Source organism: Streptomyces sp. JH34 (genome assembly GCF_029428875.1).
GTDB lineage: Bacteria > Actinomycetota > Actinomycetes > Streptomycetales > Streptomycetaceae > Streptomyces.
Genome location: NZ_JAJSOO010000001.1, coordinates 4,847,267 through 4,867,417, shown reverse-complemented (window position 1 = coordinate 4,867,417; position 20,151 = coordinate 4,847,267). Strand labels below are relative to the sequence as shown.

The following is a 20,151-nucleotide window of genomic DNA, read 5'->3' as shown; positions in this document are numbered from 1 at the left end:
CGGTGCGTGGGCAGCGGGACGGGTTCCACCCAAGGGCTCTGGGCCGGGTGCTCCTGGACGCTGCGGTGCGGGCCCCACAGCGAGCCCTCACACCGCCTCCGAGCTGCTGAAACACCCCTCGACAGAATAGAGTTGGGGTCTCGCGAAGGGGGTTCTGAATGGACCGGAACATACGCTCGGTGGACGACGTACTGAAGCTCATGGACAGCCTGTTCGCGCCTGGGGCCGACCGGTGGACCAGCGGTGCGGGCGCCTGGTGGGACGGGTTCTACGAGGACCGCTCGAAGCCCGTGCCCTTCTTCGTGGCGAAGCCGGACGAGAGCCTCGTCTCCTTCCTCGACCGGGGCGTCGTCGCCCCCGGCCGTGCCCTCGATCTCGGCTGCGGACCAGGACGCAACGCCCTGTACCTGGCGTCACGGGGTTTCGAGGTGGATGCCGTCGATCTGTCGCCGGGGGCCATCGCCTGGGCCGAGGAGCGGGCCGCCGATGCGGGAGCAGACATCCGCTTCCACTGCGGGGACGCCTTCGCCGACGACGCGCCCGCCGGGCCGTACGACCTTGTTCACGACTCCGGCTGCTTCCACCACCTGCCGCCCCACCGGCGCGTCAGCTACCTCGAACTCGTCGACCGTACCCTCGCCCCCGGCGGGTATCTCTCCCTCAGCTGCTTCGCCTCGGGGGCCATGGGTTCGGAACTGCCCGACGCGGAGTTCTACGGCGGTGCGGGACTTCAGGGCGGGCTCGCCTACACGCCCGAGTCGCTGCGCTGGATCTTCTCCGGGATGGAGGAGATCGAACTGCGCCGGATGCGGGACGAGCCCGCCGGCTCCCCCCACTTCGGCGAGGACTTCCTCTGGACCGCACTGTTCAGGAAGCCGGACGGGGCCGGCCCGCTCATTCGATGACGGCTGTCGGGCTCCGCCCCGGCCCAGCGGCCTGAACTGCCGGACCCGAGGCTGGAGCTGCCGGACCCGCGACTTGAGCTGGCGGGTGGTTCCGGCTCACTCTCCGTGAAGGGCTGACTGACCGTAGCGTCGACCCCATACAACCGGCAGTGAGAGGTTGACGTGTCCTGCAACAACACCGTGAGGCGGGCCCAGAGGAGCTGAGCCGTCGTGGCATCCGCATGGCCCGGGCGATCACTCCGGCGTGCTTCGCGGGCTCCGGGCCGGACACGGCGGAGCCCCCTGGTGGCGGCGAATTCCAGGGGGCTCTGCCTCGCGGGCCGAAGCCCGGTGGGTCATACCGTGAGCTTCACGGCCTCGAACCAGCCCTTGTTGTCGGTGGTGCCGACGAACATGTACTCGGGTCGGCTGTTCTTGCAGTACTGCCTGCCCCAGCCGCCGTTGCCCATTTTGGCCGTGTGGCAGACGCCGCCCTTACCGACGTTCATGGCGAATCCCGTCATGAAAGGGGCACCCTGCTTCGAACTGCCTATGTAGTTGTTCTTGCCGTCTGCGGCGAGGGCCGTCCAGCTCGGGGCCCACTTTGCGTTGCCACTCGTCGAACCCTGGTCGTGCAGCAGGGCGTTCGCGGAGGACCCGCCGACGTTCCACACCGCGATGTTGAGAGCCGTGATCTGCTTCCCCTGGCCCGCCGTCCCGGCCATCGTCCCGTCGCACACCGGTGCCTGCCAGCCACTCCCGGACACGAAGGCCCGGTAACAGATGTGCCGCCCCTCGGGGTCGGCCTCGGCGAGACTGCTCAACGCGTCGGCGGCCGTGCTCGGCAACGCCTTCGCCGTCACCGTGGCCGTGGGCTTGCGCTCAGGCTTCTTCGGCGGCGGTACCATCACCGGCTTGACGGCAGGCGCCTCGGACGGCTTCTCCTGCACCTGCACCTTCGCCTTCTCCTTCTCCTTCTCCTTGCTCGGAGTCACGGAAGGGCTCGGCGACTTGCTGGTGTAGGTCTCCGGGGGCTCGGAGCTTTCGGTGCCCAGGACCGTGCCTGCCGCGTTCTGCGTGCGGTCCTGCTCGGGCTTGCGGTCGTCCTGGCCCGAGATGAGGAACGGTACGGAAACCAGGATCGCGCCGATGATCGCCGCCGCGGCCAGCATCGGTTTCTTCGGTCGGCTGCCGAGCAGTTCGCCGACCGCGCGCGTGCCCACGCCACCGCTGCCCGCCGCCGCCGTCGCGACTGCGACTGCGGGGCTCGGGGACCCGCTGACGGTACCGGTGGCCGCGTGCGCCGCGACCGGGTCGGAGGCGGGCGACGCCGAAGCCGAAGCCACGGTGGTCTCGTCGGAGCCGTCGGCCGACGCCCGTCCGGGCGCCTCCTGCGTCGACGGCTCCGGGACGCCGATGCCCCGGGCGGCACCGGTGACGGAAGCGGTGGCGGCGGCCGTACCCGCTCGCTTCACGGTCCGTGTCTCGTCCGCACCCTCGAGAGCCTCGCTCCCGGAGTCCTTGCTCTCCGGGCTCCCACTCGCCGGGCCCTGCGCGGCGGCGTCCGGGCCGGCCGCCGTGGACGACGTGTCCTCCTTGCGGCCGCGCGGGCCGCCGGGACTCAGGGTGTCAGCCGCGTCCCCGGCCGCACCCTGGATCGGTACCGCCCGGGGGGGCCGGCGCCGGCGAACTCCCGGACGCGCCGGAGGACGTACCGGAACTCGGCGGTACGCGTCTGGAAGGATCATCCTCACGTGCCATGCAATTCCCTTACTCATATTCGGGTTCGGCGTCGCGTCGCCTGCGCACCCGCGCACGACCGGACCCACCCTCCTCGGCCCTCGGATGGGTGAAGTCCCAGTCTGCGCAGTCGTGTCGGCGGGCGGTGAGAGCTGACACGCCTGAACGGTTCGGGCCCGGGAAGACGGTACAGGAACTCCCTCGACCGTGGTCGGCCGACGGAGCCTGCCACCGGCGGTTCGGCCCTTGGGGGCGGACTCCCCGCCGCCTCAGTCGATGACCGCCGTGGCCTCTACCTCGACCAGGTGCTCGGGGACGTCCAAGGCGGCGACGCCGAGCATGGTGGCCGGCGGTACCGGGGTGGTGCCCAGCCGGGCGGACGCCCGGGAGATCCCCTCCAGGAGCAGGGGCATCTTGTCGGGGGTCCAGCCGACGACGTGCACGTTCAGCTTCGCCACGTCGTCGAAAGAGGCTCCGACGCCCGCCAGCGCGGTGGCGACGTTGACGTAGCACTGCTCGACCTGGGCCGCCAGGTCGCCTTCGCCCACCGTGACGCCGTCGGCGTCCCAGGCGACCTGTCCGGCGACGAAGACCAGCTTCGAACCGGTCGCGACCGACACCTGCCGGTAGACATCGATCTCCGGCAGTCCCGTGGGGTTGGTCAGGGTGATGGCCATGCTGTCCGCCTCCTTGCAGCGAAGCCCTGACGGGCCGCACGTGCTCTCTTGTGGTTACTCAGGAACCGTAGGAGAGTGAGCGCTGACGTGGAAGAACGCACTTTTTAGTGACAGAGGTACCAGAAGGTGACCAAGCAGTTCAGCGGCTCCCCCGAGGAACAGGCCGATCTGAGGCGCGCGGATTCACTGGCGCGGGAGATCTTCTCGGACGTCGCCAACAAGTGGGCACTCCTGATCATCGAGGCCCTGGGCGACCGCACCCTGCGCTTCAGTGAGCTGCGGAGCGCGGTCGAGGGGGTCAGCCACAAGATGCTCACCCAGAACCTGCGCATGCTGGAGCGCAACGGTCTGGTCGAGCGCACCGTGTATCCCACGGTCCCGCCGAAGGTCGAGTACACCCTGACCGGACCGGGTCAGGGGCTGCGGAAGACGGTCGACGTGATGTGCGACTGGACCCACCGGCACATCGGCCACATCGAGGCGGCCAGGAGCGGCTTCGACGGCGCCTGAGGTCACGGACGGCGCACCGACGGGTTCCGAGGACGGCCTGCCCCGGGGCCCGGTCAACCGCTGTTCAGGGGAACGTCAGTCCCAGGTACTGGTGAAGCGTCTCCCGCTGCTCGGGTGTGGCGAGGACCATGATGCTGTCGTAGCCGGCGCCCGGCTCGCGTGCGAAGCCGACGCCTCGCCATGTGCGCGGGTCGTCGTCACGGGAGGTCGCGGCGATGGCCCGACAGGCCGCCGCGTGGTCGTAGTAGTCCTCCGCGAAGTGTTCGGCTGGGATGGAGAGGAGCTTGCCGTCCCTCCTGAACTCGACGGCGTCGAGGCGGCCACCCTCGAAGCCACCCTCCCCCTCGACGATCCGGACGTCGGTGATGGCGACCTCGCCACCGGCGACCTCGGCGGCGTCCGCCAGGAGGCCCCTGTAGCCCTCGTGGATGGAGTCGATGTCGTCGGCGTGGACCGAGACCGCCACCCCGAAGCTCTCCAGGGCACGAGCCGCCGCGTACTGGTCCAGCTCGTCATCCGCATAGGTGGCGGCGTCATCGAGGACGCCGCGCGTCTTCTCCTCGGAGACCATTCCGGTCTCGTGGAGGAGCGCACCTACGCACCGGTAGGTGATCGAGAAATGTCTGGTCATCCCGGCGATCCTCCCAGACCGGCGACCGGGCTGTTCCGGAGCGTCGTGTACGTGGTGCCGTCGACGGGGATGGTGCGGGACCCGGGCGGTCAGATCCGCCTCGGACGGTCCGGGAAGCGCACGGCCCGGGAAGCGCACGGTCCGGGAAGCGGAATGGGGCCCGGCCCACAGGCCGGACCCCCCTCGCTTTCCCCCTCCGTCGGGCTTCCCGATCCCCCCGGACCCCTCCCCGGAAGTCCCGACGCTGAGTACGACCGGGGAGGGTACGCAAAGGTTGCACGCCTTTGCGATCTATTTACCTCCCGCCGTCCGGACCCCTCTCAGCAGGCGTGTTCCAGGTACCGGGCTGCGACTTCGCCGATCACTTCGGCGCCGTCACGCGCCCAGAGTCCCTCGTTGAAGATCTCGACCTCGATCGGTCCGTCGAATCCTGTGGCCTCCACCTGGCGGCGCATGGCACGGAAGTCCACGCAGCCGTCGCCCAGTTGGCCACGGCCCACCAGGACGCCCGCCGGGAGCGGGGTGATCCAGTCGGCCAGCTGGAAGGAGTGGATCCGGCCACCCGCGCCCGCCCGCGCGATCTGCGCGGCAACCTGGTCGTCCCACCAGATGTGGTAGGCGTCCACGACCACCCCGACCTGCTCGGCCGGGAACCGCTCCGCGAGGTCCAGGGCCTGCGAAAGCGTGGAGACCACGCAGCGGTCCGACGCGAACATCGGGTGCAGCGGCTCGATCGCGAGCCGGACACCCCGCTCGTAGGCGTACGGCGCCAGTTCGGCCAGGGCGTCGGCGATCCGCTCACGTGCCGCGTGCAGGTCCTTCTCCCCCGCGGGGAGCCCGCCGGAGACCAGGACCAGGGTGTCGGTGTTCACGCCCGCGGCCTCGTCGACGGCCGCACGGTTGTCGTCCAGCGCACGGGCGCGCTCGGCGGGGTCGGTCGCGGTGAGGAATCCGCCGCGGCAGAGACTGGTGACGGTCAGGCCCGCGTCCCTCATCAGCTGCCCGGCGCGCTCGACGCCGTACTCCTGCACCGGGGCGCGCCACAGGCCGACACTGCCGATGCCCGCCTTGGCGCAGCCCTCGGCGAGTTCGGGCAGGGACAGCTGCCGGACCGTCTCCTGGTTGACGGACAGGCGCGACAGTTCGGTGCTCATCGGCTTCCTCCGTGAACGGTCAACAGGGCGCGCATCCGGGACTCGGCCAGCTCGGGGTCCGGGAACAGGCCCAGCCGGTCGGCCAGTTCGTACGCCTTCGCCAGGTGCGGCAGCGAACGGGCCGACTGCAGCCCGCCGACCATCGTGAAGTGGTCCTGGTGGCCCGCCAGCCAGGCGAGGAACACCACGCCCGTCTTGTAGAAGCGGGTCGGGGCCTTGAAAAGGTGGCGCGACAGCTCGACCGTGGGGTCCAGCAGATCGCGGAAGCCCCGCACGTCCCCGGTGTCCAGGACCCGCACCGCGTGCGCGGCCAGCGGGCCGAGCGGGTCGAAGATGCCGAGCAGGGCGTGGCTGAAGCCGCGGTCGTCACCGGCGATCAGCTCGGGGTAGTTGAAGTCGTCACCGGTGTAGCAGCGCACCCCGCTCGGGAGACGGCGCCGTACGTCGATCTCGCGCTCGGCGTCCAGGAGCGAGATCTTGATGCCGTCGACCTTGTCCGGGTGTTCGGCGATGACCTTCAGGAAGGTGTCCGTGGCGGCGTCGAGGTCCGTGCTGCCCCAGTAGCCCTCCAGCGCCGGGTCGAACATGGGGCCGAGCCAGTGGAGGACGACCGGCTCGGTGGCCTGGCGCAGGAGATGGGCGTACGTCTCCAGGTAGTCCTCGGGGCCCTTCGCCGCGGCGGCCAGCGCGCGGGAGGCCATCAGGATGGCCCGCGCTCCGCTCTCCTCGACCAGGGCGAGCTGCTCCTCGTACGCGGCGCGCACCTCGGTCAGGGTGGCGGGGCCGGTGAGCTGGTCGGTGCCCACACCGCAGGCGATCAGGCCGCCCACGGACTTCGCCTCGGCGGCGGAGCGGCGGATCAGCTCCGCGGCTCCGGCCCAGTCCAGGCCCATGCCGCGCTGCGCGGTGTCCATCGCCTCGGCGACGCCCAGGCCGTGCGACCAGAGGTGGCGGCGGAAGGCGAGGGTGGCGTCCCAGTCGACGGCGACGGGGTCGTCGGGGCTGATGTCGGCGTGCGGGTCGGCGACGACGTGGGCGGCGGAGAAGACCGTGCGGGAGGCGAGCGGCGCCCCGGACGGTGCCAGGTCGAGCGGGGTGGTGCGGGGTTCGTACGCACCCTGTGGGAGGTGGATGGTCACAGGTTCAGCTCCGGTACGTCGAAGCGGCGGCCCTCGGCCGAGGACTTGAGGCCGAGCTCGGCGAGCTGGACACCGCGGGCGCCGGCCATCAGGTCCCAGGTGTAGGGCTCGTCGAGGACGATGTGGCGCAGGAAGAGCTCCCACTGGGCCTTGAAGCCGTTGTCGAACTCGGCGTTGTCGGGGACTTCCTGCCACTGGTCGCGGAACGGCTCGGTGACCGGGAGGTCGGGGTTCCAGACCGGCTTCGGGGTGGCCGAGCGGTGCTGTACACGGCAGTTGCGGAGGCCCGCGACGGCGGAGCCGTGGGTGCCGTCGACCTGGAACTCGACGAGCTCGTCGCGGTTGACGCGGACCGCCCAGGAGGAGTTGATCTGTGCGACGGCGCCGCCGGCCAGCTGGAAGGTGCCGTACGCGGCGTCGTCTGCGGTGGCGGCGTAGGGCTTGCCCTGCTCGTCCCAGCGCTGCGGGATGTGCGTCTGGACGTGCGCCGAGACGCTCGTGACCTGGCCGAACAGCTCGTGCAGGACGTACTCCCAGTGCGGGAACATGTCGACGACGATGCCGCCGCCGTCCTCCGCGCGGTAGTTCCAGGAGGGGCGCTGGGCGTCCTGCCAGTCGCCTTCGAAGACCCAGTAGCCGAACTCGCCGCGCACGGAGAGGATCTCGCCGAAGAAGCCGCCGTCGATGAGGCGCTTCAGCTTGAGCAGGCCCGGGAGGAAGATCTTGTCCTGGACGACTCCGTGCTTGATGCCGGCGTCGCGGGCGAGCCGGGCCAGTTCGAGCGCGCCCTCGACGTCGGTGGCGGTGGGCTTCTCGGTGTAGATGTGCTTGCCGGCGGCGATGGCCTTCTTGATCGCCTCGACGCGGGCCGAGGTGACCTGGGCGTCGAAGTAGATGTCGATCGACTCGTCGGCGAGCACCGCGTCCAGGTCGGTCGACCACTCGGTCAGGCCGTGCTGTGCGGCGAGTGCCTCCAGGGCGTGGGCGCGGCGGCCGACGAGCACGGGTTCCGGCCACAGCACCTCGCCGTCACCGAGGTCGAGGCCGCCCTGCTCGCGGATCGCGAGGATCGAGCGCACCAGGTGCTGCCGGTATCCCATGCGTCCCGTGACGCCGTTCATGGCGATGCGCACTGTCCTGCGTGTCACGAAAGTTCCCTCCATACAGCCGTAGCAAGCGCTTTCTATGCGGTATGACGCTAGCCTGCCGACAGCGGCCCGGACAAGGGGGGCGCTCCACAACTCCTCGGAGGAGAGCGATGACAGTCACCCTGGCGGACGTCGCGGCCCGCGCCCGGGTGTCCCCGGCCACCGTGTCCCGTGTCCTGAACGGCAACTACCCGGTGGCGTCGTCCACCCGGGAGCGGGTCCTGCGCGCGGTGGACGAACTGGACTACGTGCTGAACGGCCCGGCCAGCTCGCTCGCCGCCGCCACGTCCGACCTCGTGGGGATCCTGGTCAACGACATCGCCGACCCCTTCTTCGGCATCATGGCCGGGGCCGCGCAGAGCGAGATCGGCGGACCGGGCGACGGGTCGGGCCGCGGAGGCGGCGAGAAGCTCGCCGTCGTCTGCAACACCGGTGGCTCCCCCGAGCGCGAACTCACCTACCTCACCCTGCTGCAGCGCCAGCGTGCCGCGGCCGTCGTGCTCACCGGCGGGGCGCTGGAGGACCCGGCACACCAGGCGGCCATGGCCGTGAAGCTGGCCAAGCTCGCGGACGCCGGCACCCGGATCGTCTTCTGCGGACGCCCCCCGCTTCCGGACACCGACGCGGTGACCGCCGCACTGGCCTTCGACAACCGGGGCGGTGCCCGGCGGCTCACCGAGCACCTGATCGGCCTGGGGCACCGCCGGATCGGTTACGTCGCCGGTCCCCTGGAGCGCACCACGACCCGGCACCGACTGGAGGGCCACCGCGAGGCCATGAAGGCGGCCGGGCTCTACGGGGACGAGGAGAACGTCACCGTGCACGGCCCCTACGACCGCGGCTCCGGTTACGACGCCACGCTCGAACTCCTGCGCCGCGAGCCCGAGGTGACAGCCGTCGTCGCCGCCAACGACACGGTGGCGCTGGGTGCCTGCGCGGCGGTGCGGGACCTCGGGCTCCGTATCCCCGAGGACGTCTCGGTGGCCGGCTTCGACGACCTGCCGTTCTCGGTGGACGCCGTACCGGCTCTGACGACCGTGCGGCTGCCGCTGTTCGAGGCGGGGGCGCGGGCGGGCCGGCTGGCCATGGGCAAGGAGACACCCCCGCCCGGCGGTATCGCGACCATCGCGGCGGAGCTCATGGAGCGGGGATCGACGGCGGCCCCGGCCCGCTGACCGCCGTTCGGCCCCGGGCCCCCCGCTGACCTGGTACTCCCCCACCGGTGGGGCGACGCACCCCGAAAGATGGGGGCGACTCCCCCATGTGCGGGACCCGGGCGCCCTCCAGGATGGGCACCGGGAGAACCGCTGGGGCCTCCCTGGACCGGGGAGGTGAACGCGGTGGTGGAGAAGGAAGCGATCGGCGGTAAGGCGTCGTCGGACGGCGCGGGCGGCACGGACCACGCCCCGGTACCGGACACCGACGGCCTCTTCGGACTCCGGGAGCACGGCGACCCGTGGTGGGTCCCCGGCACCGTCGGACCGCGCCCGGCGGCCGAGCCCGACTGGGCCGGTTTCGCCCGGGAGGCGGTCGACCGGGCACCGCGCTCGGCGCGGATCGCGGACCGGGCCTACCCGGATCTGACCGGCTTCGCGCTGGTCGTCGCCCCGTTCGCGGCCCGGGCAGCCGACCGGATGGCGGGCGCGGTGTCCGGTGGCGTCGGCGCGCGGCCTGGGCCGGCCCCCTGCTCCACCGCTGTGCTGGACGGCTTCCGTCGGGACGTGGAACGGCGCCTGGCCGTGTTGGCCGCCCGGACCCTCGTGTCGGAACTGCACGACGCGCGGGCCGACGGCAGGCTGACGGGCCCCGGGCCGCGTGAGCGCTTCCGGGACTTCCTGCGGCTGACCGCGAGCCGGGCGGGCCTCGCCTCTCTGGTCACCGCCTATCCGGTCCTCGCCAGGGTCCTCGCGCAGGCGGCCATGAACGCGGCCGACGCGTTCGCCGAGATGCTCGGCAGGCTCACCGCGGACGGGGAACTCCTCGGTGCCTCCACGGTGCTCGGGGCCCAGGGGGCGGGGCGGCTCACCGCCTACGGGCCGCACACCCTGACGGAGGTCGAGGCCGGTACGGGTGACAGCCACCGCGGGGGCCGGTCGGTGATGCTGCTGCGGTTCGCCGACGGCGCCCGGCTGGTCTACAAGCCGCGACCGCTCGCCGCGCACCGGCACTTCGACACCCTGGTGCAGTGGTTCAACTCCCTCGGGGGGACGCCCGTCCTGCGGGCGCCCGGGGTCCTGGACCGGGGCGCGTACGGCTGGGCCGAGTTCATCGGGGACGCCCCCTGCCGCTCGGCGGCCGAGACCACTCTCTTCTACCGGCGCCTGGGGGCGCTGCTGGCCCTGCTGCACGTCCTGGACGGCACGGACCTGCACCACGAGAACCTCATCGCATGCGGGGCCCATCCCGTCCTGGTCGATGTGGAGACGCTCTTCCACCCGCCCCTCACGCAGGCCCCACCCGCCGATCCGGCCGCCCGGGCCCTGTACGGCTCGGTGCACCGTGTCGGACTGCTTCCACAGCTTCTGGTCGGGGACACCACCGCGCTCGACATGTCGGCCGTCGGCGGCGGACGGGCTGCCTCCTCCCCGCTGGAGACGGCCTCCTGGGCGGCGGCGGGCACCGACACCATGCATCTGGTGCGTGCCACCGGGCGGTTCGCCGAATCGGCCAACCGTCCCAGCCTGGACGGGGTCCTGGCCGAGCCGTTCCGGTTCACCGGCGCCCTGTGCGACGGCTTCCGCGCCGCGTACACCGCCGTCAGCGACTCACGTGACGAACTGCTCGGCTCCAACGGGCTGTTGCGGCTGTTCGCCGAGGACGAGACCCGCTTCGTGCCGAGGCCGACGTGGACGTACGCCACGCTGCTGCACGAGTCGACCCACCCCGACCTGATGCGGGACGCCGCCGAGCGCCAGCAGGTGTTCGCGCTCCTGCGCACCGGCGCCCTGGGCTCCCCCGCGCTGGCCGGTCTGGAGGACGAGGAGATCGAGGAGCTGTGGCGGGGTGACGTCCCGGTGTTCACCACGCGTCCGGACCTCACCGAGGTGTGGAGCGGCAACGGGCGCAGGATGCGGGGTCCCGCCGGGCCCACCGGGCTGGCGCGGGTGGAGGCGAAGATCCGCGCCCTGGACACCGTGGACCGGCTGGACCAGGAACGGATCATCCGCACCGCCATGGTGAGCACCTCCACCGGGCCTCCGCACGGCGCCACCGGGTCCGCGAGGCCCAGGACCGAGGCCACCGCGCCGGAACCGGAGCGGCTGCTGTCGGCCGCCCGCTCGGTGGGCGACCAGCTCGTCTCACTCGCGTACCACAGCGGCAGCCGGACCAACTGGATCGGTCTTGAGCTGCTCGGCGAACGCTACTGGCGGCTCACGCCGCTGGCGGCCGACCTCGCGGGCGGTTACACCGGGCCCGCGCTGTTCCTCGCGCAGCTGGCGTCCCTGACCGGTGCCGCCCGCTACGCCGACGCGGCCCGGGCGGCGCTGGCGCCCCTACCGGGTCTGCTGGACGCGCTCCACCTGCGTGGGGACGACCTCGGAGTGCTCGGTTCCGGCGCGTTCTCCGGGCTCGGGGGCATCGCCTACGCCCTCACCGAGGTCGGGACGCTGCTGGACGACAGCCGGGTACTGGACTGGGCGGGGCCCGCCACCCGGCTCGCCTGCGCGGCGAGTTCGGCCGAGGAGGGGCTCGGGGTGCGCGGCGGCGCGGCCGGCGGGCTGGTGGCGCTGCTCGCCGTGCACCGGACCACCGGCCGGACCGAGGCCTGGCGCGGTGCCGAGCGGTGCGCCGAACGACTCGTGGCGGCGGCGCCGGCGTCCGGGGGCTTCGCGGAGGGGGCGGCGGGCATCGGCTGGGCCCTGCTGCGGTTCGCCGGGGCGGGCGGCGGCCCGCGCCACCGGAACGCCGGGCTGGACGCCCTGCGCCGTGCCGTACGGGGTGCCGGCGACGGCCGTGCCTGGTGCGAGGGGACGTCGGGCGTCGCGCTCGCGGTCGCCGACAGCCCCGAGGCCCTCGCCGATCCCGAGCTCCGCGACTGGCTCGCGGAGCGGGCCGGTGACGTGGCCCGGGCCGCACCCCAGCCGGACGACAGCCTGTGCCACGGCGAACTGGGCGTACTGGAACTGCTCGGTCATGCCGCCCTGCCCCGGCTGCGCCCCCACTGGCTGCGCCGGACCGGCACCGTGCTGGCCGCCGCCGACCGGGCGCAGCCGCACTGCGGGACGCCCGGACACGTACCTCACCCGGGGCTGCTCACCGGCCTGTCGGGCATCGGACACGGGCTGCTGCGGGCGGGGTTCCCCGACCGCATCGGGCCGGCACTGCTCATGCGCCACTCCACGGGGGCCGACCGGGCCCACGTACCCATGACGTTCACCATCAACGACCGGAAGAAGAGGCAGAGATGACGCAGATCAGCGAGTCGGCAGGATATGTGGACGTCACCGCGGCGCACGAGGGCGCCTTCGAGCACCCCGCGGGGCGGATATCACTGGGGAACAACGGAGGCCTGGGTCTGAGAAGCAGACTCCTCAGTGCCTCGGACGGGGACGTCGTCAACGGCCCCGACCTGCCGTGGACCACGTTCACCGTCCCGATGTAGCCGTTTCCCGCCACCGTGCACGGCATGACGGGAATGTGCCTACTGCCGCACTCTGTACGGCTCCAGTAGCCTGCGGCCATGCGTGCGAATTCGCCCGTCGTCGTCGGGCGTGACGACGAGATCGGTCTGCTGAGCAGCGCCCTGGACGCCGCACGACGGCGTTCGGGGCGCGCGCTGTTCCTCGTCGGCGAAGCGGGGATCGGCAAGTCCCGGCTGGTGGGCGAATGCGCCTACCGGGCCTACGGGCTGGGCATGCCGGTGCTGCGCGGGAGGGCGGGTTCCACCGGCCTGGTCGTGCCGTTCCGCCCCCTGGTGGAGGCCCTGTCGTCCCACTTCCGTGCGGCGGGCACGCCGACGGATGCCGAACTCGCGCCGTATCACCCGGCGTTGGCCAGGCTGGTCCCGGAGTGGCGGAGCGGGGCGCCGGCCGGTTACACGGAGACCGTGGTCGAGCTGGCGGAGGCCCTGCTGCGGCTGTTGTCGGTCCTCGGCCGGGACACCGGCTGCGTGGTGCTGCTGGAGGACCTCCACGACTGCGACACGGAGACCGTCGCGGTCGTGGAGTACGTCATCGACAACCTCGCGGACCTCCCGGTCCTGCTGCTGGGCACCCTGCGCCCCGAGCAGGGGACCGCGCTGGACCTCGTACGCTCCGCCGAACAGCGTCACACCGCGACGGTGGTGGAGTTACGCGGGCTCGACGACGCGCACGTGCGGACCCTGACCGGGGCCTGTCTGGAGACGCCGCCCGAGCTGGTACCCGAGGTGGTCCAGCGGCGGCTGGCCGAACGCGCGACGGGCAACCCCTATCTGGTCGAGGTGCTGCTCGACGACCTCCTCGACACGGGCAGGCTGCGGCGCACGGAGACAGGATGGGAGGCGGCGGACCAGCCGGACGGGACCCTCCCGTCGCGCATCCTGCGGAGCTGGGCCCACCGGCTGGACCGGATGGACGAGCCGGTGCGGGACCTGCTGCTGACGGCGGCGACCCTGGGCGGCCAGTTCTCCGTGGCGGTGCTCCAGACCGTCACCGGGCTGGAGGACCGGGCCCTGTTCACCCACCTGCGGTCCGCGGTCGAGACGGGCGTGATCGCCCCCGACGGGGCGGCTCCCGACCGCTACACCTTCCGCCACGCCCTCACCGCCGAGGCGCTGGTCTCCTCCCTCGCGCCGGCCGAGCGCGCCGCACTCGCCCGCCGTGCCGCCGCGGCGGTGGAGCAGTCGGGGGAGCCGCTGGACGAGGACCGGCGGCAGCTCGTGGCCTCGCTGGAGCTCGCGGCGGGCAACCGCGCCCGGGCCGCGCTGCAGTTCGCCGAGGCGGGGCGGCGGATGCTCGCGGCGGGCTCGCACGGTTCGGCCGTGGTGCTGCTGGAACGTTCCCTCTCCCTGGCGGCGGACGCCGATCTCGCGGCCGTCACCGAGTCCCTGGCGGTGGCCCGGGCCGAGGGCGGCGACCTCGACGGGGCGCTGGCGCTGGCCGACGGCCTGCCGCCGCTCCCCGCCCGCTCGGAGGCGGCAGCCCGGCGCGGGGACGCCCACATCAAGATCGCCTGGGTGGCGGTCATGGCGGAGCGCGCCGAGGACACGGCGCGTCAGATCGCGGCGGCCCGAGCCCTGTTCGGGCCGTCGCCGTCGCCCGCCCGTCGCGCCTCGCTCGCCGTCGTGGACGGTCACCTCTCCCTGCTGCCCGGGGAGGGCAGGGGGGAGCCGGAGGCGGCCGAACGGTCCGCCCGCGAGGCCGCAGGGACCGCCGAGGCGGAAGGGCTGCCGGTCGTGGCCTGCCAGGCCTGGCAGTTGCTCGCGCTCCTCCACCGGGAGCGGGGGTTCGACGCCGCCGACGCGTGTCTGGAGCGGATGCTCACCCTGTCCACCGAGCACGCCCTGCCGCTCTGGCGGGTGGAGGCGCTGGTGCGTCTGGGGGTGAACGGCTTCATGCGGACCGGTGACGCGGCACGTCTGCACTCGGCGCGGGCGGCCGCGGCGGAGCTGGGTTCCCTGCTGCTGGCGCAGACGGTCGACGGACTGCTCGCGATGAACGCGGTGATGTGCGCCCGGTGGGACGAGGCGGAGGCGATCACCGCACGGTCGGTGGAGGCGAGCGCCAGGATCGGCAACCACGGCGCGCACCGCTACCTGCTGCTGGCCGGCGCGGCGGCAGCCGCACACCGGGGCCGCCGGCGGGAGACGGAACGGGCCCTCGCCGCCTTCCGCAGGGCGGGCGGGGAGCAGTCCGCGCTGGTCCCCCTGCGGCTGGGGTTCTGCGGGGCGATCGGGGCGCTGCTGGAGGAGGACCGCCCCGCGGCCGTGGCGGCACTGGACGCCGCGCTGGCCTGGGAGCGCGACCACCCCAGCTACTACTACCTGAGCGGCCGCTACGGGCTGCGCCCGCTGCTGCGGGTGCTGTCGGGCGACGGGGCGCGCGGGGAGTACGAGGAGGTGGCCGGGGCGCCCGGCGCCGACCTGGCCTGGAACCGGCAGTTCCTCCAACTGACGGAGGCGGTGCTGCTCGGCAGGGAGGGGGATCCCGCCGGTGCCGCGAGGCGGATGGCGTCCTTCCACGCCCGGTCCGAGGCCTTTCCGGTGGCCCGTCATCTCGGTCTGCGGCTGGTCGCGGACGCGGCGCTCGCCGACGGGTGGGGCGAGCCGGTCGTGTGGCTGCGCACCGCCGAGGAGTTCTTCCACTCGGCCGGGGTGCAGCCGGCGGCAGCGGCGTGCCGGGCGGCGCTGCGGCAGGCGGGGGTGAGTGTGACCCAGCACCGCGGTGGACGGGACCGGATCCCTCCGCCGCTGCGGACCAACGGGGTGACCCCGCGCGAGTACGAGGTTTTCGTGCTGCTGGCGGAACGGCCGGGCAACCAGCAGATCGCCCGCCGGCTGTCCATCTCGCCCCGCACGGTGGAGAAGCACCTGGCCAGCCTGCTGAGCAAGACGGGCCGGGCGAACCGTTCGGCCCTGTGCGAGTTCGCCGCGGAGTGCGCGGGCGACCTCCCCTGAGCACCGTTCCCCCATCCGGGCGGCCGGCCCGCCGGTCCCCGGCCCTCCGGATGGGGGAACGGCCCCTCAACATGGGGGCATCGGACGCCGGGGGTCGGGTGCGTCCCCCGGAAGATGCGGGGCGGCTACCGATGTGCCCCGTTCCGCGTCGCGGCAGCATCGGCACGGTACGGCAGCTCGTCGCCCCTCCCCCGGCCAGGAGGCCCGCTGATGCCCCTCTCCCCCGTCCGCCCCGGCTCCCCCGGTGCGGTGTACTTCTCGCTGCTCGGACCGCTCTCGGCGGTGATCGACGGCAGGCCGCTGCCCCTCGGGCCGCGCAAGCAGAGGCTGGTCCTGGCCACCCTGCTGTCCCGGCCCAACACCCCCGTGCCGGTGGACGTGCTCACCGACGTGGTGTGGCCGGAGGGCCCGCCGCGGACCGCGCGCAAGAACCTGCAGGTCTATGTCAGCGCCGCCCGGGCCCTGTTCGGGGCCGTGGACGGCGACGACCGGGGCCGGGTGGTGCACGACTGCGGCGGCTACCGGCTGCGGGTGGAGGAGGGCGAGCTGGACACCCTGCGCTTCACGACACTGGCCCGGGCGGGCCGGGCGGCGGGCGAACGGGGTGATCTGCGCACCGCCGCCCGGCTGCTGCGCGAGGCCCTGGACCTGTGGGGGGAGAGGCCTCCGCTGCACGACCTCCGCGACTCCGCCGGGGTGGCGGAGGAGGCCGAACGCCTGGAGGCCCGCTGCCTCACGGTCTACGAGGACTGGGCCGAGGCCGAGATCGAGACGGGCCGGGCGGGCGTCGCGGTGGACGGCCTGCGGGACCTGGTAGAACGCCATCCCTTCCGGGAGCGGCTGCGGGCCGCGTGGATGAACTCCCTGCACCAGACCGGGCGCCAGGCGGAGGCGCTGGCGGTGTACGACGACTACCGGCAGCTGCTCGCCCGCGAGCTGGGCCTGGAACCCAGCCCGGCGATGGCGGGCCTGTACCGGGCGATGCTCGGCGAGGGCCGGGCGTCGCGGCCCTCCGCTCCCCGGAGCGCGGCGGGCGGTGTGTCGCTGCCCGCGGACAGCAGGCACTTCACCGGCCGCGAGGACGAACTGGCGGGACTGCTGGACGTGTCGGGGAGTCCGGACGGTGCCGTGCTGGTCGTCTCCGGCCCGGCCGGGGTGGGGAAGTCCGCCCTGGCCGTCCGCGCGGCCCACCTGCTCGCGGACAGCTTCCCCGACGGGCGGGTCCACGTCCGGGCGCGACGGGAGGACGGTGTGGCCCGCTCCCGGAACGACGTGCTCGACGAGCTGGGGCGGTTGTGCGGGGTGGGCGGTCCGGGCCGGCCTGACCCCGCGCGGGCCGAGGACGCCTGGCAGGACTGGCTGGCGCGGCACCGGGCGCTGGTCGTGCTGGACGACGTCGCGGACGAGGCGTCGGTGCGCGGACTGCTGCCCCGGTCCGGGCGGAGCTCGGTGCTGCTGACGGCCCGAGGCCAGCTCGCCGGTCTCGAAGCCGTGCACCGGACGGCGCTCGCCGTACCCGGGGAGGACGAGAGTCTTGAGCTGCTGGGGACGCTGATCGGTGGGGACCGGCTGCGGACGGACCGGGCCGCCGCGCTGCGCATCGTGCGGGCGTGCGGGGGCCTGCCGTTGGCGGTGGCGGTGAGCGGGATGCGGCTCGCGGTGCTGCGGCACCTGCCGCTGGCCGAGTACGCGGACCGGCTCGACGACCCGGCGGCGGCCCTGGACGAACTGGTGGCGGGAGACGTGTCCGTACGCTCCCGGCTCGCCGCGGGCTGGCGGGACCTGAGTGCCCGTGACCGGGGGGCGCTGATCCGCATAGCGGGGCCGGCACGGGACGGCGGCTTCACGCTGGAGCGGGCGATGGCGGCGCTGGACCGCGACGAGCGGGGCACGATCCGCGCGGTCGAGTCGCTCATCGACTCCGGTGCGGTCACCTCTCCCTCGGGCGAGGTGACCGCACACGCCGTGCTGTACGAGGTGCCCCGGCTCCTCTGTCTGTACGTCCGCGAGGAGGCGGTCCCCGAGGGGGCCGGTCGCACCCGCCTCAGCCGAGGGTGAGCAGCTCGAGCAGGCCGGGGAGGTTGACCCCGGCCCGCTGGACGCGCGGGCCGTCTTCCTCGGCGCCCCCGTCGCGGCCTCCGGACAGGAAGTGCAGGGCGAGCAGCAGACCCGCCGCTCCCGTGCCGAGGTCGGCGGAGAAGCGCCGCAGCGTCGCACCCGGGACGAGCAGCCGGTCCTCGTCGGCGACGAGGTGCCAGGCGAGGTTGCGTACGGAGGCCAGGACGCCCGGCCCCGTCCGGGTCACCGGGTCGAGCTGGCCGGCGGTGGCCGCGAGGCCCGCGCGGCCGGTGAACAGCCCCGGCTCGCGGACGAACTCCATGGCGCAGCCCTGGGCCACGCCCGGGATCAGGGCGCTCAGTTCCTCGTCCTCGTACCGGGCGGTGTAGGCCTGGGCGACCAGCGCGACACCTGAACTGCCCTGTCCCAGATAGAGCAGATGGCGTCGGCCGTCCTTCACCTGGAGCGAGCCGTCGTCCATGGTGACGAGGTGTCCGGCCTCGCGTCCCAGGGCGGTGCGGGCGGCCCGGCGCAGCCACTCCTCGCCGGTCAGGGTGTGCAGTTCGAGGAGGAGCAGGGCGGCTCCGCTCAGCCCGCGCAGCAGTCCGGCCGACTCCGGCAGCCGCAGGCCGTCCACCTGTTCGCCCTGCACCAGCCGGTCCAGGTCCCGGGCGGTGCGCAGGGCGTCGTCGACCAGCCGGGGATCGGGGGCCGCACCGTCCACGCGGGCCATGCGAAGGGCCGCGAGCGCGGTTCCGGCCCGCCCGGTGAACAGATCCGCCGAGGCCGTCGCCGGTGCGAGGGACGTCGCACGCTCCCACACCTCGCGTCCCTGCTCGGCGCGGCCCAGGAGGAAGAGCACCAACGCGGCGCCGGGCAGCCCGTCGTAGAGTCCGCCGGCCCCTGCGGGGTCCCTGCGCAGCGCAGCCGCCGCGAGCCAGTCGGTCCACTCCTCGGGGACGGGGGCACCGGTCCTGTGCAGGGCGTACAGGACACCCGCCGCACCGTTCACGAGGTCGGTGCCGCCGGTGGCGAAGAGGTCGGGCCCGCCCGGGAAGAGGCGGTCCGCCCGCCCGGGTGTGGCTCCGGCGTGGATTCCGGCCAGCAGCCGGGTGCGGATCCCGGCCCAGTCCACCTCCGGCCCCTCGAACAGGGCGGCCACCTCGTCCTCGCGCCGTCGCGAGGCGTCCGGAACGTGGAGCAGTCGAGGCCTGCGGGGGCCCGCTCCGGCCGGGAGCGAGTACCGCCGTCGGGCCCAGCGTTCCAGGGTGAGGGCCTTCGCCCTCTCCAGCCCGGCCATCTCCATGACCGGCATCAGCATGTTGAGCCAGGTCGCCCAGAGCGCGTAGGCGTCGGCCTCCGCCCCGGGGGTGCCCTGCGGTGCCTGGAGGCCCTGGGCGCCGGCCAGCGGGGTGTCCTTGTCGTCGAGCGCGGTGGCGTACTCGAAGTCGACGAGGGCGATCCGCCCGTCGGGCCGGACGATGATGTTGGAGGGGTGCAGATCGCCGAAGCGCAGGCCGCGCGCGTGGATCGCCTCCAGTGCCCGGGAGAGTTCACCGGTCACCGACTCGGTCCAGGCGACGTAGGGGGCGAGTTCGTCCGCCGAGTCGGCCCCGCGTACGAGGGCGAAGCGGGCGACGATCTCCTCCAGCAGAGTGTTCCCCTCGATGTGCTCCTCGATCAGGAAGTGGTGCTCCCACACGGTCCGCACCCCGTACACCCGGGGTACGCAGTCGAGTCCGGCCAGCGCCGTCAGCGCCCGGTGCTCGCGGTGCAGGCGGGTGACGGCGTCGTCGCCCGCGGCGTCGAGTCCGCAGTGCGGACGTGCCTCGCGCAGCACCACGCGCTCTCCCGTCCCGGTGTCCTCGGCGACGTAGATCCCACCGGCGTTGGAGAACTGGAGAGCTCCGGTGACCTTGTAAGGGAAGGTGTCGTCGCGGGCGGCGGCACGCGCCGCGAGGTGCGGCCGCAGTGCCTCGGGGACCTGGACCCAGGAAGGCATCCGGAACACCACACCGCGCTCGTCGGGGACGAGCTTCCCGGACGGGTCCCGCAGGGCGAGGACCCGGCGGCCCTCGGCGTCGTCGCACCAGCGGGGCACGTAGGCGCCGTAGCGCGTGTAGACCGGTGCGCCGCCGATCCGCAGGTCGCTGAGGATGTAGGGGCCGCTGCGTCCCGCCAGCGTCCGGGACAGCTCGTCGGCCAGCGCGAGGAACACGGTCTCGTCGGGCGGGTAGGCCGCGATGAACTTGCCCGCGCCGCTGCGGTTCATGTGCTTGCCCGCCACCAGCAGCAACGCCTTCTCGCTGCGCAGGAATTTGAAGGGCACACCGTGGCGGACGCAGATCCGGGCGGTGTCGCGCAGGGTGGCCTCGGCCTCGCCGGGGACGGTGGACACATGGATCTTCCAGCCCTGCTCGGCCGGTTTCACCCCCTCGGGCACCAGTGAGGTCCACAGCCCCACGGCCTCACGGCGCCAGCCCTCCGGAGGCGGATCGGTGTCGAGCCGGTACCGCGACTCCTCGTCGGGCAGCCGGGCCGGGGTGTCGAAGTACGTACGGTCGGCGAGGCAATACAACTGGGTGTCCTGGATGCCTGGCACGCTCGGCTCTC

The 20,151-nt window shown here is 73.2% G+C and carries 14 protein-coding genes; 7 read left to right on the top strand and 7 right to left on the bottom strand.

The window, feature by feature from the left end:
• Positions 1-158: 158 nt before the first annotated feature.
• Positions 159-905, top strand: coding sequence for a class I SAM-dependent methyltransferase (locus tag LWJ43_RS21790; RefSeq protein WP_277333902.1), 747 nt, complete (start codon positions 159-161; stop codon positions 903-905).
• 335 nt (positions 906-1,240) lie between these two features.
• Here LWJ43_RS21790 and LWJ43_RS21785 read toward each other — a convergent pair whose 3' ends face one another.
• Entirely contained in the window at positions 1,241-2,359 is a 1,119-nt protein-coding gene (locus tag LWJ43_RS21785; RefSeq protein WP_277333901.1) for a hydrogenase expression protein HypA, read from the bottom strand.
• A gap of 534 nt (positions 2,360-2,893) precedes the next feature.
• Entirely contained in the window at positions 2,894-3,301 is a 408-nt protein-coding gene (locus LWJ43_RS21780) for a RidA family protein (protein ID WP_277333900.1), read from the bottom strand.
• Positions 3,302-3,427: 126 nt separating this feature from the next.
• On the opposite strand from LWJ43_RS21780, the gene LWJ43_RS21775 reads away from it, so the two are divergent.
• The gene (locus LWJ43_RS21775; RefSeq protein ID WP_277333899.1) at positions 3,428-3,811 is read left to right on the top strand and encodes a winged helix-turn-helix transcriptional regulator; all 384 of its coding nucleotides are present in this window, start codon (positions 3,428-3,430) and stop codon (positions 3,809-3,811) included.
• Between the two features lie 64 nt (positions 3,812-3,875).
• On the opposite strand, the gene LWJ43_RS21770 is transcribed toward LWJ43_RS21775, so the two are convergent.
• The 4 genes from LWJ43_RS21770 to LWJ43_RS21755 all read right to left on the bottom strand — a co-directional run bounded on the left by LWJ43_RS21770 (position 3,876) and on the right by LWJ43_RS21755 (position 7,883).
• Positions 3,876-4,442, bottom strand: a complete 567-nt coding sequence (locus LWJ43_RS21770) for a hypothetical protein (RefSeq protein WP_277333898.1) — start codon at positions 4,440-4,442, stop codon at positions 3,876-3,878.
• Positions 4,443-4,762: 320 nt separating this feature from the next.
• Complete coding sequence (locus tag LWJ43_RS21765; RefSeq protein ID WP_277333897.1) at positions 4,763-5,596, bottom strand: sugar phosphate isomerase/epimerase family protein; 834 nt, start codon at positions 5,594-5,596, stop codon at positions 4,763-4,765.
• Positions 5,593-6,735 carry a dihydrodipicolinate synthase family protein gene (locus LWJ43_RS21760; protein ID WP_277333896.1) on the bottom strand — a complete coding sequence of 381 codons (1,143 nt, stop codon included), beginning with the start codon at positions 6,733-6,735 and terminating at the stop codon, positions 5,593-5,595. Before LWJ43_RS21760 ends, LWJ43_RS21765 begins: the two co-directional genes overlap by 4 nt.
• Positions 6,732-7,883, bottom strand: coding sequence for a Gfo/Idh/MocA family protein (locus LWJ43_RS21755; protein ID WP_277333895.1), 1,152 nt, complete (start codon positions 7,881-7,883; stop codon positions 6,732-6,734). The genes LWJ43_RS21760 and LWJ43_RS21755 overlap by 4 nt, the downstream gene beginning before the upstream one ends.
• 110 nt (positions 7,884-7,993) lie before the next feature.
• On the opposite strand from LWJ43_RS21755, the gene LWJ43_RS21750 reads away from it, so the two are divergent.
• The 5 genes from LWJ43_RS21750 to LWJ43_RS21730 all read left to right on the top strand — a co-directional run bounded on the left by LWJ43_RS21750 (position 7,994) and on the right by LWJ43_RS21730 (position 17,538).
• Positions 7,994-9,058: a LacI family DNA-binding transcriptional regulator gene (locus LWJ43_RS21750; protein WP_277333894.1), complete on the top strand. Its 1,065-nt coding sequence runs from the start codon at positions 7,994-7,996 to the stop codon at positions 9,056-9,058.
• Positions 9,059-9,226: 168 nt separating this feature from the next.
• Positions 9,227-12,292 (top strand): type 2 lanthipeptide synthetase LanM family protein, encoded by a 3,066-nt coding sequence (locus tag LWJ43_RS21745; protein ID WP_277335957.1) that lies wholly within the window; start codon positions 9,227-9,229, stop codon positions 12,290-12,292.
• Positions 12,289-12,486: a hypothetical protein gene (locus tag LWJ43_RS21740; protein ID WP_145801427.1), complete on the top strand. Its 198-nt coding sequence runs from the start codon at positions 12,289-12,291 to the stop codon at positions 12,484-12,486. The genes LWJ43_RS21745 and LWJ43_RS21740 overlap by 4 nt, the downstream gene beginning before the upstream one ends.
• Before the next feature lie 78 nt (positions 12,487-12,564).
• A complete protein-coding gene (locus tag LWJ43_RS21735; protein ID WP_277333893.1) occupies positions 12,565-15,480 on the top strand; it encodes a helix-turn-helix transcriptional regulator in 2,916 nt (971 codons plus the stop codon).
• 210 nt (positions 15,481-15,690) lie between these two features.
• Positions 15,691-17,538 carry an AfsR/SARP family transcriptional regulator gene (locus tag LWJ43_RS21730; RefSeq protein ID WP_277333892.1) on the top strand — a complete coding sequence of 616 codons (1,848 nt, stop codon included), beginning with the start codon at positions 15,691-15,693 and terminating at the stop codon, positions 17,536-17,538.
• Here LWJ43_RS21730 and lanKC read toward each other — a convergent pair.
• Positions 17,525-20,140, bottom strand: coding sequence for a class III lanthionine synthetase LanKC (gene lanKC, locus LWJ43_RS21725; protein ID WP_277333891.1), 2,616 nt, complete (start codon positions 20,138-20,140; stop codon positions 17,525-17,527). The genes LWJ43_RS21730 and lanKC overlap by 14 nt on opposite strands.
• Positions 20,141-20,151: the final 11 nt, after the last annotated feature.